The organism is Spirillospora sp. NPDC049652 (assembly GCF_040675125.1).
In the GTDB taxonomy this organism is placed as follows: domain Bacteria; phylum Actinomycetota; class Actinomycetes; order Streptosporangiales; family Streptosporangiaceae; genus Spirillospora.
In genome coordinates this window covers 15,507-28,865 of sequence record NZ_JBFAOF010000014.1, presented here as the reverse complement: position 1 = coordinate 28,865, position 13,359 = coordinate 15,507, and the positions used below count along the sequence as shown (strand labels likewise).

The following is a 13,359-nucleotide window of genomic DNA, read 5'->3' as shown; positions in this document are numbered from 1 at the left end:
CCACCGCGCCCCGTCCGACCTGCCCCGCGCGGTCACCGGGGAGGCGCCGCCGCTGCGCCGGGGCATCGAGTTCCGCGACGTCTGGTTCCGCTACGGCGACGACCTGCCGTGGGTGCTGCGCGGCCTCGACCTGACCATCCCGCACGGCCGCGCCGTCGCGCTCGTCGGCCTGAACGGCGCGGGCAAGAGCACGCTCGTCAAGCTCCTGTGCCGGATGTACGACCCGGTGCGCGGCCGCATCCTCTGGGACGGCGAGGACATCCGCGACATCCCGCCGGAGAAGCTGCGCGACCGCGTCAGCGCCGTCTTCCAGGACCACATGAACTACGAGATGTCCGCCCGCGACAACATCGCGGTCGGCGACCTCACCGCCCTGGACGACCCGTCCCGCCTCGAACGCGCCGCGCGCCGCGCCGGCGTCCACGACCGCCTCGCCGCCCTGCCGAAGGGCTACGACACGCCCCTGACCAGGATGTTCGCGCTCGACGGGGACGGCGACGCCACGTCCGGGGTCGTGCTGTCCGGCGGGCAGTGGCAGCGCCTCGCGCTCGCCCGCGCCCTCGTCCGCGAGGACCGCGACCTGATGATCCTTGACGAGCCGAGCTCCGGCCTCGACCCCGAAGCCGAACACGAGGTCCACACGCTCATGCGCGAACACCGGCGCGGCGGCACCAGCCTGCTCATCTCGCACCGCCTCAGCGCCGTCCGCGACGCCGACCGGGTGGTCGTCCTGGAGGACGGCCGCATCACCGAGCAGGGCACGCACGACTCGCTCCTGGAGGCGGACGGCGGCTACGCCCGGCTGTTCCGGCTCCAGGCCAGCGGCTACCAGGAGGTGAACTCATGACCCGGAGCACCCTCGCCCTCGGGACGGTCGTCGCCCTGGCCGCGGTGGCGGCCTCGGCCGTCGCCGCCCGCCGGACGCTGATCCTCACCACCGTGGACGGCGACAGCATGGAACCGTCCCTGCGCTCCGGCGACCGCGTCCTGATCCGCCGCACCCGGCACGTCCGCCGGGGCCAGATCACCCTTCTGCGCTCGGACCCGCACGACGTCCTGCTGCTGAAACGCGCCGTCGCCCTCCCCGGCGACCCGCTCCACGAGGAGTGGGCCGCCCCCGAGGGCAAGCCCCTGGACACCACGACCGTCCCCCGGGGAACGATCGTGGTGCTGGGCGACAACCGGCCCACGAGCTGGGACTCCCGCCACTTCGGGCCCGTCCGCAAGTCCCGCGTCCTGGGCGTCGTCCTCACCCGCGTGCACAGCACCGCCTCTTGATCAACTAGCGCCGTCTCGGGTAGCAAGGAGCATGATCCGAGGCGAGAAGACCGGGCTGCGCGCCCGCCACGCGGACGACGTGCCGCTGCTCCACGAGGAGCTCTACAACGACGTCGAGACACGCTCCCGCGCCGACACCCGTCCGTGGACCCCGCTCGGCGCGGAGGCGTCGCCCTTCGCCGTCCAGCCCCCGGACCCGGCCGCCGCCGACTTCTCCGTCGTGGACCTGGCGTCCGGCGAACTCGCGGGCGCGGCCATCCTGTGGGGCATCGACCTGCACAACCGCTCGGCCCACATCGGCATGACGCTGCTTCCGTCCGCGCGGGGCAAGGGCTTCGCGACCGACGTCGTCCGCGCCCTCTGCCACTACGGCTTCGAGATCCGCGGCCTCAACCGCATCGCCCTGGAGACCCTCACCGACAACGTCGCCATGCGCACCGCCGCGGAACGCAACGGCTTCACCCACGAGGGCACTCTGCGGGGCTCCTTCTGGGCCAACGGCGAGTTCCACAACGACGAGCTCTACGGCCTCCTCGCCTCCGAGTGGCGATCCCGCCCCTGACGTCCGAAGTGCCCACAGATCCAATGTGTGACCGATAGTGTGCTAAGCGTGAAGGAGTTCAACACCACAGGTCCGTGTAAGCCGGGCGAGCACTACATGCTCGACCCGCTCGGCCGCTTGCCGGAAGCCCAGAGGTACGCCGAACAGGGCAAGTACTTCGTGATCCACGCTCCCCGGCAGTCGGGCAAGACGACCACCGTGACGCTGCTGACCCAGGCACTCAACGCCACGGGGCGGTACGCCGCGGTGCGGTTCTCCTGCGAGACGATCAAGACGGTGGAGGACATCGGCGTTGCCGAAGAACGCCTTCTGACGGCCCTCGCGGACGCTGCCGAAGACTTCGGGGTTCCCGTCGAGTGCCGGCCTCCCGACCCCTGGCCTGCGTCGCCGCCCGGCCGCCTGATCTTCAGGGGGCTCAGGGCGTGGGCCAAGCGCAGTCCGCTGCCTCTGGTGCTGCTCTTCGACGAGATCGACTCCTTGACCGGCTCCGTGCTCATCGAGGTGCTCGGCCAGCTACGCGACGGCGCCACGTCCTCCGTGACGCCTTTCCCGCATTCGGTGGTGCTCTGTGGGATGCGGAACGTCCGTGACTACAAGGCGGCGGCGGGCGGGGACCCGTCCCGCCTGGGTACGGCCAGCCCGTTCAACATCAGCGTCGCGGCGCTTCGGGTGGGCGACTTCGGGTTCGACGAGGTCGCCGAGCTGTACGGCCAGCACACCGACGCGACGGGGCAGGTCTTCGAGGCCCCCGCCGTCCAGCGGGCGTTCGAGGCGAGTCAGGGACAGCCGTGGCTGGTGAACGCCCTGGCCAGGGAGGTCATCGAGGTCATGGGCGTCCCCGCGTCCGAGCCGATCACCGACGACCTGATGGACCAGGCGGTCGAACGGCTCATCCGCCGGCGCGACACCCATCTGGACTCTCTGGTCTCGCGCGTGCACGAGCCCCGCGTGCAGCGCATGATCGAACCGATGATCACGGGTGGGGACGTCCAGTCCGATGACGACACCTACGACGACGACCTCGCGTACGTGCGGGACCTCGGCCTGGTCACCCGGTCGAGGCCGTTGCAGATCTCCAACCCGATCTACCAGGAGGTGATCATCCGGCTCCTGTCCCGGCGTCTCCAGGACAGGATCGTCGCCGAGCCGCGAACCTTCCTCCTGCCGGACGGCCGCCTGGACACCGACAGGCTGCTCCGGGAGTTCATCGCCTTCTGGAAGGTGAACGCGGAGATTCTGGACAACCGCCACACCTACCACGAGGCCGCCTGTCACCTCACTTTCATGGCGTTCCTGCAGCGTGTGGTGAACGGCGGCGGCTTCATCGACCGCGAGTACGCGCTCGGCCGCAAGCGTCTCGACCTCACCATCCGCAAGCCGTACATCGACGAGGACGGCCACCGCGCGATGCAGTGGTCGGCGTATGAGCTCAAGGTCCGCACCGACAAGGGCGATCCCGTGCCGGACGGCCTGGAGCAGTTGGACGGCTATCTCGACAGCCTCGGCCTGGACACCGGAACGCTGATCGTGTTCGACCGCCGCAAAGACGCCCCGCCGGTCGCCGACCGCGTCTCGGTCGAAGCCGTCGAGTCGCCCGCCGGACGCAAGGTCACGCTGGTCCGCGCATGAGCCTGCACCACCGACGAGCCGCTGAACGCGACGCGCTCGCCGCCCCCACCGGTGGGGGCGGCGAGCGCGGGTCGTTCAGGCGTAGGTGATGTCCACTCTCAGACGGGCCTCGTTGGAGGTGACAGTCTCTCCGTCGTCTTGGCGGGTGCCGGTGGCGGTGGCGGTGTTGTCGACGTAGCCGCGGGACTTCTCCTCGCCGGTGACCTTGTGGACGCCGTGGCACGTGACCGACTGCCCGGGTTCCACGGTGTGGGACGAGCAGGTGATGGTTCCGATGAGGGAGTCGTGGATGGTGATCGCGTCGATCGGGACGTCGCCGTCGTTGGTCACCACGAACCGGTAGCGGATGGCGTCGTGGTCGTGCCAAGCGGCGAGCGTCATCCGGGCGCCGCGCGCGTGATCCCGGTGCCCGTGACGTCCGTGCTTGTGCGTCATCTTGTGTCCGCCCTGCGGCTTCACGAACGAGTCGAACTCCTTGGACAGGTGGAGGCTGGCGACCCCGGGCGCGGGTTCGGGGCTGATGGTGACCCGGACGGTGTTGGAGGTTGACGGCGGGCAGACGGCGTCGCCTTCGTAGTGGGCGGTGATGTGGTGTTCACCCTCGTCCAGGCCCGTGGTGTTCAGGGTGGCGACGCCGGCGGCGTCGATTTCGGCGGTGCCGATCACCCGGTCGTCGTCGTCCACGAAGGTGACGGTGCCGGCCGGGTCGCCGAACGCGCAGGTGACGGTCGCGGTCAGGGTGACCTCCCGACCGGGCGCGGCGTGGGTGGGCTCGGCGGTCAGCGAGGTCCGGCTGCCGTACGGTTCGGCCAGCAGCAGGGAATGGTAGCTGCCCGCGTCGACGGCGGTCGCCACCGTGTAGGCGGGCAGGGCCACGAGCACCGGGGTGTGGCGATCGACGGTGGTGCCGTCCCCGAGGCGTCCGTAGCCGTTGTAGCCCCAGGCGAAGGCCCGCCCGTTCGAGGCCACCGCCATGCTGTGGCCCCACCCGGCGGAGATCTGAGTGATCGTGACGTCCGACGGGAGATGCACATAGATCGGGCTGTGGCGGGTGGTGGTGGTGCCGTCCCCCAGCATCCCCTGGACGTTGCTTCCCCAGCCCAGTGCCCGGCCGTCCGAGGTCACCGCGAGACTGTGTTCCACGCCGCCATCGATCTGGGTGACGGCGACCCCGGACGGCAGGTGCGCGTACACCGGGCTGTGGCGGGCGGTGGTGGTTCCGTCTCCCAGCCTTCCGAAGGTGTTGCTTCCCCAGCCCAGCGCTCGGCCGTCCGCCGTCACCGCCAGGCTGAAGCTCGATCCGGCGGAGAGTTGCTCGACGGCCGCGCCCGGCGGCAGGTGCACCTCGACCGGGCTGTGGCGGTGGGTCGTCGTTTCGTCTCCCAGTTGTCCGCTGTTGTTGTTCCCCCAGGCCAGGGCGCGGCCGTCGGAGGTCCGCGCGAGACTGTGCTGCGATCCGCCGGAGACCTGGGTGACGATGGCGCCGGGGGGCAGATGCACGTCGACCGGGCTGTAGCGGTTGGTGGTGGTGCCGTCGCCGAGCTGCCCGACGTTGTTCTGGCCCCAGGCCAGGACGCGGCCGTCGGACGTCAGCGCCAGACTGTGAGTGTGTCCTGCGGAGATTTGGCTGACGGTGACGCCGGAGGGCAGATGGACCTCGATCGGGATGGTGCGCTGGGTCGCCGTCCCATCGCCCAGCTGACCGTAGTTGTTGCGCCCCCAGGCCAGGACCCGGCCGTCGGACGTCAGCGCCAGACTGTGGTGCTGACCGGCGGAGATCTGGGTGACGGTCACGCCCGCGGGCAGTGCCACCGGAACCGGGGCATGCCGGTCAGTGGTGGTGCCGTCGCCGATCTGGCCATAGCGGTTGTACCCGGTGCCGAGGGCGAGGTCGGTGGGCGGAGCCGCGGACGCCGGACGCTGCGCCACCGCCTGGCCCCCGGCCACGCACGCGGCGGCCACCAGCACGGCCAGCACACCTCGCCCCCAAAGGGCCCGTGATCTGCGCCAAGGTGCCCGGCGGCTGTGCCGGGGCACGGATCGGCCGGCCTGTCCACTACTCATCGCGCATCCCCCCGATGCCGATCCGATGGCCGGACTCCTCTGGACGCGCCAGCGGAGAACAGCAAGATCACTGCATAGCGTACTCACATCAGAACGGAATGTGATCGTCAGGGGTGGTGGGGCCGGACTAGCCTGCCGGGATGGGACGAGTCGTTCTTGTGGTGGTGAGCGGGCCGGCGGGTGTCGGCAAGACGACGCTGGCGCACGAGCTGGCGCGGGTGCTGGGGTGTCCGGCGGTGCTCCGCGACGAGATCAAGCAGGGCATGGTGCTCGCGGACGCCGAGTACTGTGCCGAACCCGGTGACACGATGACGCGCCAGGCGACCGACCTTTTCTTCGACGTCCTCCGGCTGATGCTGACCGCCGGATGCACGGTCGTCGCCGAGGCGGCGTTCCAGGACAAGGTGTGGAACCCGCGCCTGACGGCCCTCCAAGAGCTGGCCGACGTCCGCATCATCCGATGCGGTGCGCCAGAGGACGTCGGCAGAGAGCGGGTCGCGCAACGCCTGGACGCGGACGGCCACCGCCGAGCCCACGCCGACCACTCGCTGACGTTCCAGAACGAGTTCGTCCCGGTCGAGATGAACGTCCCGACCCTCGACGTCGACACCTCCGACGGCTACGACCCGGGTATGGACGGGATCGCGGCCTTCGCGCGGAGCGACGGGTGAGGCTCGGGATGTGCCGGGTAGACCCGGGGTGAAAGCAGCCCGGCGTGATCACCGCCTACTCGGGCGGTCGTCCGGAACTCGGCGGCCTCGGACCGCGCACGGGCGACGCCGCGTCGGAAAGGCAGCATGATGAGTGGGAAGCCCGCGTTCTATCGAGACCAGCGCGCATGGCGTGACCTGCAGAATCGGCTGCCTGAGCGGCTGCGGCTGACGGACGGGACCGCGCCCGAGGAGGACTTCTGGGATTGGCGCGGACACCGCGTCCACCTCGATCGCTATCCCAAGCCGGACGCGAAGGCCAAGGTCGTCCTGCTGCACGGTCTCGGCACCAACGGCCGCCAGATGTCACTCATCCTGGGCGCGCCGCTGGCGCAGATGGGATACGAGACCGTCGCCCCGGACAACCTCGGCTTCGGCCTCACGCAGGTGAAGGAGGCCACCACCTTCACCTATGACGACTGGGTCGCTCTGGTTGTGGACTTCCTGTCGCACGAGCGCGCCCGCGACGACCGGCCGATCGTGCTGTACGGGCAGAGCGCGGGCGGCATGCTCACCTACCACGTCGCCGCCGAAGCGCCGCGCGGGACGCTCGCGGGCATCGTCGGCATGGCCTTCCTCGACCAGCGCGACCCGAGGGTGCGGGACGAGACGGCGCACGACAAGCTGACCGCCCGTGTCGGCGCGCCGGTCATCGAACGGCTCGCCCGGACGCCGCTCGCGCCGGTGAAGTACCCGATGAGCCTGGCGTCGAAGATGTCCGCGCTCGCCAACGACCCCCTCGCCATGAAGGTGTTCAGAAGGGACCGGACGTCCGCCGCGAGCAAGGTCAGCCTCCGGTTCCTGGACGCGTACATGAACTACACGCCCGCCGTCGAGCCCGAGGACTTCGACGCGTGCCCGGTCCTGCTGACCCAGCCCGCCATGGACCGCTGGACGCCGCTCCACCTGAGCGAGCCCTTCCTGGCCCGCATCACCAAGGTGCCCGTCGAGACGGTCATGCTCGACAACGCGGGCCACTATCCGATGGAAGAGCCCGGCCTGACGCAGATGCAGGAGGCCGTCGCCGGCTTCGTCGCCAAGCACACCGGCTGACGTCCGCGCTCAGCGCTGCCGCTCGATGGCGTCGAGCCAGGGCCGCAGCAGCGCGTCGATCGTCCTCGCGGCGGACGCGGTGTCGGTGGCGTGCTGGATGTTCCGCCCGCCGGACGTGCGGAACCACCAGCCGTCCACGTGCCGGACGGCCGTGACCGTCTCGCCCACCGAGGCCATCTCCGGCGCCCGGACGCGCAGCATCGGCGGGAACTCGAACGTGCGCGGATCGGCCCGCCAGCCGCGTTCCCGCAGGTCGCGGCCGAGACGGTAGAGCAGGCGGCGGGCCCGCCACGCGTCCAGGTCGGACGGCCGGACGAGCGGCCCTCTCCTCAGGACCATCGGGCCAGCACCGCCCCGATCGCGCGCGCCGCGTCGAGCGCGTCGTCCGGCTCGCGGACGTCCTGCGCGTCGCCCAGGAACATCGCGCCGCCCAGCGCCCTCGCGTCGCCGAGCGGCGCCACGACGCCCAACGCCTGCACGCCGGGGACGGGCTGCACGCCAGAGGCGGGCTGTGCGCCGGGGAATGGCTGCGCGGCCGGGAACGGATGGACGTCGCCGAGCGGCTGCGCGCCCGGATACAGCCAGAACCGCCAGCGGCCGTCCGGCGAGCGCTCGCAGGTCACGCTGACCGTGCGGCCCATCGTGTCCGGGTCCCAGCAACGCAGGACGGTCGGCTTGAGGACGTTCTCGACGAGCCGTGCCCGCAGGCCGATGTCGTCGAGCCCACCGGCGAGCGCGAGAAGCCTGGTCCGTTTCGCCAAACGGGCTATCTCAACCGGAGAATCGAGGCTACGGTCACAGATGCGAGTCGTGTCGTCACACATCGGCACCCTCCGAGGTCGGGGGAGTAGGAACTGTGCGTGATCCCACCACTACTCTCCCGACTCGGAGTGCCGGTCGGAAGAGTGTTCGCTGCCACGGGGTCGGTGTAGCAAAGGAGCCACGACATGCCCGACAAGCAGAGCGAATGCCACGTCCTCAACCCGCACGAGAGCGCGTGGGCGGTCTACGCCCGCAGGCTCAAGCGGCTTCGTACGGCCGCCGGACACAGCCAGGCCGAGGTCGGCCGCGCCTGCATCGTGTCCGGAAAACTCATCTCCGCCATCGAGACCCTCCGCAGGCTCCCCGGCGAGGACGTCAGCCAGCGCCTCGACAAGTTCTACGAGGTGGACTTCTTCGAGGAGCAGTGCCACCAGATCAGCCGCGAGATGCACCTGCCCGCGCGCTTCGACCAGTACATCCTTCAGGAGGAGCAGGCCGCGATTATCCACTCCTACGATCCGAGCAACATCCCTGGCCTGCTTCAGACGGAGGCATACGCGCGACACATCATCGGGCGCATGCACAAGGGGGAGGAGCTCGAAAAGGCCGTGGAGACCCGCATGCGGCGGCAGGAGAAGCTGCGAGGTGATGCCCCGCCGTTGCTCGTGGCCCTGGTCAGGGAAGCGGCGCTGCGAGAGATGGTCGGCGGTGCGCGGGTCATGGGTCCGCAGCTCGCGCATCTCATCGAGATGAGCAAAATGCTCAATGTCTGCATCGAGGTCGTCCCGAACGGCCTGGGCATCGCCGTATCCAGCGGGTATGCCCTGCTCGACTACTTCGAGGGAAGTCCGGTCGGTTGGACGGAGGCCGGATTCGGCTACGGGCATCTCGTGCCGGACCCAAGGACGCTTCACCGTATGCGGGTAACGTTCGATCTGACCCGAAGTGATGCGTACTCGGTGGGTAAGACCGAGCAGACGATCCGCGCGCTCCTGGAGGCTCTGTGAACCATCTCGATGTGACGTGGCGCAAGTCGAGCTACTCCGGCGGAGAAGGCGGCGAGTGCGTACAGGTGACCGCTCTCTGGCGAAAGTCGAGTCACTCTGGAGCTGAGGGCGGCCAGTGCGTCGAGGTTGCTGCGCTGGCTCCGGAGGTCGGGCTTCGGGACTCCAAGGATCCGGACGGGCCGCATCTGCACGTGACCCGTCCGGGATTCGCGGAGCTGCTCGACCGGCTCAAGGCGTAGTCTTCGCGGCTTCCGGTCCGCCGGGCCGGGCGGTGAGCAGCAGGACGGTGAGGACGGTCAGTCCGCCGCCGATCCACAGCACGCTGCCCGTCCCGACGTGGTCGACCGCGAGGCCGCCGAAGAGCGCGCCGAGGGCGATCGACAGGTTGAACATCGAGACGTACAGCGAGGACGCGGCCTCGGTGTCGTCCGGTGCGGCCTTCAGAATCCAGGTCTGGAACGTCACGGAGACGGCCCCGTAACCGAGGCCCCACAGGACCAGGATCGCGGCGGCCGTGACAACGCCGACGCCGCTCAGCGTCAGCAGCAGCATCGCGGCCGGGATGACGACCGCGATGCCGAGGGCGGTCTGCCGCAGCCGCCTGCCGATGAGCGCCCCGGCGATGAAGTTGCCGCTGATCCCGGCGACGCCGAAGGCCAGCAGCAGCGCGCTGATCATCGAGTGCTCCACCCCGTCGTCCAGCAGCAGCGGCCGGACGAAGGTGTAGGCCGTGAAATGGCCGGTCACGACCAGGAACGTCATCGCGATCCCGACGCGGACGGCGGCGTTCCCGCGCAGCACGCGCGGCAGGTCGCCGAACCGGATCGTCCGCTCGGGCGCGACGTTCGGCATCAGCGCGACCATCAGGACCAGCGACAGCAGCCCGAGGCCGCCCACGACGGCGAACGCGACGCGCCACCCGGACAGGTCGCCGATCAGCGTTCCGAACGGCACGCCGAGGACGGACGCGGTGTCCACGCCGCCGAAGATCACGGCGGTGGCCATCGCGACCTGCCGTTCGGGGACCAGTCGCAGCGCGATGCCCCCGGCGAGGGACCAGAAGCCGCCGACGCTGATGCCGATGAGGAAGCGCGCGGCGAGCACGACGGCGAACTCGCTGGTGAACGCGGACGCCAGGTTCGCCGCGCCGACCATCCCGACCAGGACGGCGAGGACGATCCGCCGGTCGATCCGTCCGGTGGCGACGGTCACGAGCGGTGCGGAGAACGCGGCGACCAGGCCGGGGACGCTGACCATCAGGCCGGCGGTCCCCTCGGACACCTTCAGCGCGGAGCCGACCGGGGTGAGCAGCCCGACGGGGAGCAGTTCGGAGGTCATCAGGGCGAAGACGCCGATCGTCACGGCGGCGACGGCGAGCCACCCCCTGACGGCCGAGCGTCCGGGGGAGGTCGAGGACGGGGCAAGGGCGGTCATGCCGACTCTCCAGTTCGAATGCCTGTTCGAGTATAGGAAGGAGAACGGGCGGCGGCCGGGGGTGTCCGGCCGCCGCCCGTGTGCGGGGGTGGGGTCGGTCCGGCTAGACGGTGCCGGGGATCTTGCGGGTGGTGACGTTCATCCGGTTCCAGGCGTTGACCGTGAAGATCAGCGCGATGAGCTGAGCCAGTCCCTTCTCACCGAACCGGGTCTCGGCCTCGGCGTACACCTCGTCGGGGACGCCCTGCGGGAGCAGCGTGACGGCCTCGGTGAGCGCCAGCGCGGCGCGCTCCTCGGCGGTGTAGAGGCTGGACTCGTGCCAGGCGCTGAGCTGGTAGATCCGCTCCTCGGTCTCGCCCGCCTTGCGCGCGTCGCCCGTGTGGTAGTCGATGCAGTACGCGCACCTGTTGAGCTGCGACGCCCGGATCTGGACGAGCTCGACGACGACCGGGTCGAGGCCGTCGCGGGCGGCGGCGTCCAGGGCGAGGACGGCCTTGAAGACCTTCGGCGCGACCTGGGAGAAGTTCATGCGTTCGGGGATCCGTACCGCTGTCATGCCGTCAATCTAGGTTCGCAACGCACCCCCCGGATGGTGCATTCTGGCGCGAGGATCTTGGGTCAATTCTCGGGGGGAGCCATGGCCGGCCGACGCCCGCCGACCGTCCCCTCCGGGAGGGCGGGGACGGGCAGCGACCTGCATCTCGACCTCACCGGGACGGGCGGCCTGCGCGCCCGGTTGATGGACGCGCTGCGCGAGGCGATCCGGTCCGGACGGCTCGCGCCCGGGAGTCGGCTGCCGCCCTACCGGACCCTCGCGGTGGACCTGGGCGTCTCGCGCAATACTGTCGCCGAGGCGTACGCCGAACTCGTCGAAGAGGGATGGCTGACGGCCAAGCAGGGCTCCGGGACGCGGGTCGCGCGCCGCGCGCAACCCCTGCGGCAGGCCCGCCCGCTCGCCCCCAAGGGCCGCCTTCGGACCGTCCACGACCTCCAGCCCAGCTCGCCGGACGCCGCCGCGTTCCCGCGCGCCGACTGGACGGCCTCGGTGCGGCGCGCGCTCGCCGCCGCGCCGAACGAGGCGTTCGGCGTCGGCGATCCGCGCGGGAGGCGCGAACTGCGCGAGGCGCTCGTGGAGTACCTCGCCCGCGCCCGGGGCGTCCGGACGCGGGCCGACCGGATCGTCATCTGCTCGGGCTTCGCGCACGGCCTGGAACTGCTGTCCGCGATTCTGGACGGGCCGGTCGCCGTGGAGGCGTACGGCCTGTCCTTCCACCGCTCCGTCATCGAACGCGCCGGCCACGCCACGATCCCGCTCGAAGTGGACGCCGGGGGAGCGCGCGTCCAGGACCTTCCCGCGACGGGCGCTGACACCGTCCTGCTCACCCCGGCGCACCAGTACCCGACCGGCGGCCCCCTGCGTCCCGAGCGGCGGGCGGCGGTCGTGGACTGGGCGCGGGCGAACGGCGGCCTGGTCATCGAGGACGACTACGACGGGGTGTTCCGCTACGACCGCGAGCCCGTCGGGGCCGTCCAGGGGCTCGACCCCGACCACGTCGTCTACATGGGCTCGACCAGCAAGAGCCTGTCGCCCGCGCTCCGCGTCGGCTGGATGGTCCTGCCGGGTCGCCTCGCCGGCCGAGTGGCCGAGGCGAAGGGCGACCGCGAACTGGTCACCGGCGTCGTGGACCAGCTCGCGTTCGCCGACCTCGTCGCGTCCGGCGCGTACGACCGGCACGTGCGCCGCATGCGCGGGATCTACCGCCGTCGCCGGGACCGCCTGGTCGCCGTCCTCGCCCAACGCGCCCCGCACATCGAGGTCAGCGGGATCGCCGCCGGGCTGCACGCCGTCCTCGACCTCCCGCCAGGAACCGAAGCCGCGGCCCTGCACGGTGCCCGCCGCCAAGGGCTGGCGCTGGACGGCCTCGGCGCGTATCGCCACCCCGCCAGCACCGCGCCTCTTCGCGACGGCCTGGTGGTCGGCTACGGCACCCCGTCCGAGCACGCCTACGCCGCCGCGCTCGACGCCCTGTGCCTGGCCCTCCCCGACCCGCCCGACGCCGCCGGACTCCCGCCCGCGCGGGGCCGGTGAGCGAAACCGTCTGGTCTGCCGCGCCCGCCGCCACATAAGGTGATCTTGGAACCCGATGCGAGGGAGGCCGGAGTGCGGCAGGCGTTGAGCATCGCGGTGGCGCAGCCCAGGTGCGTCGCCCACGACGTGGCGGCGAACGCGCAAGCCCACGCGGAGGCCGTCCGGGCTGCGGACGCGCGCGTCGTCGTCTTCCCGGAGATGTCGCTGACCGGATACGAGCTGGACGCCGAGCCGGTCGCCCCCGACGACGAGCGCCTGGCCCCGATCATCGCCGCGTGCGCCGAGACGGGAACGCTCGCCCTCGTGGGCGCGCCCGTCCCCGGCCCTGGCATCGGTGTCCTGGCCGTGGACGGCACCGGCGCGCACGTCGCCTACACGAAGGTGAATCTGCACGGCCCCGAGATCGAGAGCTTCGTCCCCGGCGAGCCCACGGTGATCGAGGTGGACGGCTGGCGACTCGGCCTCGCCATCTGCCGCGACACGGGCGTCCCGGAGCACGCCGCCAAGACCGCCGCCCTCGGCATGGACGGCTACGTCGCCGGCGTCGTCCACTTCGACCACGAGGCCGACGTGGTCGGCGAGCGTGCCCGCCGGACCGCCGCCGAACACGGCGTGTGGGTCGCCACGGCGGCCTTCGCGGGCCCGACCGGCGGAGGCTTCGAACGCACCTCCGGCCGCTCGTCCATCTGGTCGGCGACCGGCGACCTCCTCGCCGAAGCGGGCACCACCCCCGACGACCTGACCCGAGCCACCTTCACCCCGTAATCCCCA

Annotated in this window: 15 protein-coding genes; 10 read left to right on the top strand and 5 right to left on the bottom strand. The window is 71.0% G+C overall.

The genetic code is table 11. The features are described from left to right. From AB0J52_RS02440 to AB0J52_RS02425, 4 genes are all read left to right on the top strand, one after another. Window positions 1-847 (top strand): ABC transporter ATP-binding protein (locus AB0J52_RS02440; protein WP_500179762.1); only part of this gene is annotated, 847 nt, incomplete at its 5' end. Further along, window positions 844-1,278 (top strand): S26 family signal peptidase, encoded by a 435-nt coding sequence (locus AB0J52_RS02435; RefSeq protein ID WP_500179761.1) that lies wholly within the window; start codon window positions 844-846, stop codon window positions 1,276-1,278. The genes AB0J52_RS02440 and AB0J52_RS02435, both read left to right, overlap by 4 nt. A 31-nt stretch (window positions 1,279-1,309) precedes the next feature. Further along, a complete protein-coding gene (locus tag AB0J52_RS02430; RefSeq protein ID WP_500179760.1) occupies window positions 1,310-1,840 on the top strand; it encodes a GNAT family N-acetyltransferase in 531 nt (176 codons plus the stop codon). A gap of 48 nt (window positions 1,841-1,888) precedes the next feature. Beyond that, window positions 1,889-3,469 (top strand): P-loop NTPase family protein, encoded by a 1,581-nt coding sequence (locus AB0J52_RS02425; RefSeq protein ID WP_500179759.1) that lies wholly within the window; start codon window positions 1,889-1,891, stop codon window positions 3,467-3,469. 75 nt (window positions 3,470-3,544) lie between these two features. On the opposite strand, the gene AB0J52_RS02420 is transcribed toward AB0J52_RS02425, so the two are convergent. After that, a complete protein-coding gene (locus AB0J52_RS02420; RefSeq protein WP_500179758.1) occupies window positions 3,545-5,437 on the bottom strand; it encodes an RCC1 domain-containing protein in 1,893 nt (630 codons plus the stop codon). A 236-nt stretch (window positions 5,438-5,673) separates the two neighbouring features. Between AB0J52_RS02420 and AB0J52_RS02415 the strand changes: the two genes are divergently transcribed. Both AB0J52_RS02415 and AB0J52_RS02410 read left to right on the top strand, forming a co-directional pair. Continuing rightward, on the top strand, window positions 5,674-6,204 hold the full coding sequence (locus tag AB0J52_RS02415) for a P-loop nucleotide/nucleoside kinase family protein (protein ID WP_500179757.1): 531 nt from the start codon (window positions 5,674-5,676) through the stop codon (window positions 6,202-6,204). 129 nt (window positions 6,205-6,333) lie between these two features. Next, the gene (locus tag AB0J52_RS02410) at window positions 6,334-7,296 is read left to right on the top strand and encodes an alpha/beta hydrolase (protein WP_500179756.1); all 963 of its coding nucleotides are present in this window, start codon (window positions 6,334-6,336) and stop codon (window positions 7,294-7,296) included. 9 nt (window positions 7,297-7,305) lie between these two features. Here the strand turns inward: AB0J52_RS02410 and AB0J52_RS02405 are convergent, their stop codons facing one another. Together AB0J52_RS02405 and AB0J52_RS02400 are read right to left on the bottom strand one after the other, a co-directional pair. After that, the gene (locus AB0J52_RS02405; protein ID WP_500179755.1) at window positions 7,306-7,635 is read right to left on the bottom strand and encodes a hypothetical protein; all 330 of its coding nucleotides are present in this window, start codon (window positions 7,633-7,635) and stop codon (window positions 7,306-7,308) included. Next, complete coding sequence (locus tag AB0J52_RS02400) at window positions 7,626-8,057, bottom strand: hypothetical protein (protein WP_500179754.1); 432 nt, start codon at window positions 8,055-8,057, stop codon at window positions 7,626-7,628. The genes AB0J52_RS02405 and AB0J52_RS02400 overlap by 10 nt, the downstream gene beginning before the upstream one ends. A 186-nt stretch (window positions 8,058-8,243) precedes the next feature. On the opposite strand from AB0J52_RS02400, the gene AB0J52_RS02395 reads away from it, so the two are divergent. Together AB0J52_RS02395 and AB0J52_RS02390 are read left to right on the top strand one after the other, a co-directional pair. Beyond that, entirely contained in the window at window positions 8,244-9,065 is an 822-nt protein-coding gene (locus AB0J52_RS02395) for a helix-turn-helix domain-containing protein (RefSeq protein ID WP_500179753.1), read from the top strand. Continuing rightward, complete coding sequence (locus tag AB0J52_RS02390; RefSeq protein ID WP_500179752.1) at window positions 9,062-9,304, top strand: DUF397 domain-containing protein; 243 nt, start codon at window positions 9,062-9,064, stop codon at window positions 9,302-9,304. The genes AB0J52_RS02395 and AB0J52_RS02390 overlap by 4 nt, the downstream gene beginning before the upstream one ends. Here the strand turns inward: AB0J52_RS02390 and AB0J52_RS02385 are convergent. Continuing rightward, a complete protein-coding gene (locus AB0J52_RS02385) occupies window positions 9,294-10,499 on the bottom strand; it encodes an MFS transporter (RefSeq protein WP_500179751.1) in 1,206 nt (401 codons plus the stop codon). The two genes, AB0J52_RS02390 and AB0J52_RS02385, sit on opposite strands and share 11 nt — an antisense overlap. 103 nt (window positions 10,500-10,602) lie before the next feature. Continuing rightward, window positions 10,603-11,055, bottom strand: a complete 453-nt coding sequence (locus AB0J52_RS02380; RefSeq protein ID WP_500179750.1) for a carboxymuconolactone decarboxylase family protein — start codon at window positions 11,053-11,055, stop codon at window positions 10,603-10,605. A gap of 81 nt (window positions 11,056-11,136) precedes the next feature. Between AB0J52_RS02380 and pdxR the strand changes: the two genes are divergently transcribed. Together pdxR and AB0J52_RS02370 are read left to right on the top strand one after the other, a co-directional pair. Next, window positions 11,137-12,588 carry a MocR-like pyridoxine biosynthesis transcription factor PdxR gene (gene pdxR, locus AB0J52_RS02375; RefSeq protein ID WP_500179749.1) on the top strand — a complete coding sequence of 484 codons (1,452 nt, stop codon included), beginning with the start codon at window positions 11,137-11,139 and terminating at the stop codon, window positions 12,586-12,588. Between the two features lie 72 nt (window positions 12,589-12,660). After that, window positions 12,661-13,353 carry a carbon-nitrogen hydrolase family protein gene (locus AB0J52_RS02370; RefSeq protein WP_500179748.1) on the top strand — a complete coding sequence of 231 codons (693 nt, stop codon included), beginning with the start codon at window positions 12,661-12,663 and terminating at the stop codon, window positions 13,351-13,353. The last annotated feature ends 6 nt before the right edge of the window (window positions 13,354-13,359 follow it).

Excerpts from the sequence above, each read along its gene's own strand:
- AB0J52_RS02415 (WP_500179757.1), top strand. The coding sequence starts at position 5,674 with ATGGGACGAGTCGTTCTTGTGGTGGTGAGCGGGCCGGCGGGTGTCGGC.
- AB0J52_RS02435 (WP_500179761.1), top strand. The coding sequence starts at position 844 with ATGACCCGGAGCACCCTCGCCCTCGGGACGGTCGTCGCCCTGGCCGCG.
- AB0J52_RS02380 (WP_500179750.1), bottom strand. The coding sequence starts at position 11,055 with ATGACAGCGGTACGGATCCCCGAACGCATGAACTTCTCCCAGGTCGCG.
- AB0J52_RS02405 (WP_500179755.1), bottom strand. The coding sequence starts at position 7,635 with ATGGTCCTGAGGAGAGGGCCGCTCGTCCGGCCGTCCGACCTGGACGCG.
- AB0J52_RS02385 (WP_500179751.1), bottom strand. The coding sequence starts at position 10,499 with ATGACCGCCCTTGCCCCGTCCTCGACCTCCCCCGGACGCTCGGCCGTC.
- AB0J52_RS02410 (WP_500179756.1), top strand. The coding sequence starts at position 6,334 with ATGAGTGGGAAGCCCGCGTTCTATCGAGACCAGCGCGCATGGCGTGAC.
- AB0J52_RS02395 (WP_500179753.1), top strand. The coding sequence starts at position 8,244 with ATGCCCGACAAGCAGAGCGAATGCCACGTCCTCAACCCGCACGAGAGC.
- AB0J52_RS02430 (WP_500179760.1), top strand. The coding sequence starts at position 1,310 with ATGATCCGAGGCGAGAAGACCGGGCTGCGCGCCCGCCACGCGGACGAC.
- pdxR (WP_500179749.1), top strand. The coding sequence starts at position 11,137 with ATGGCCGGCCGACGCCCGCCGACCGTCCCCTCCGGGAGGGCGGGGACG.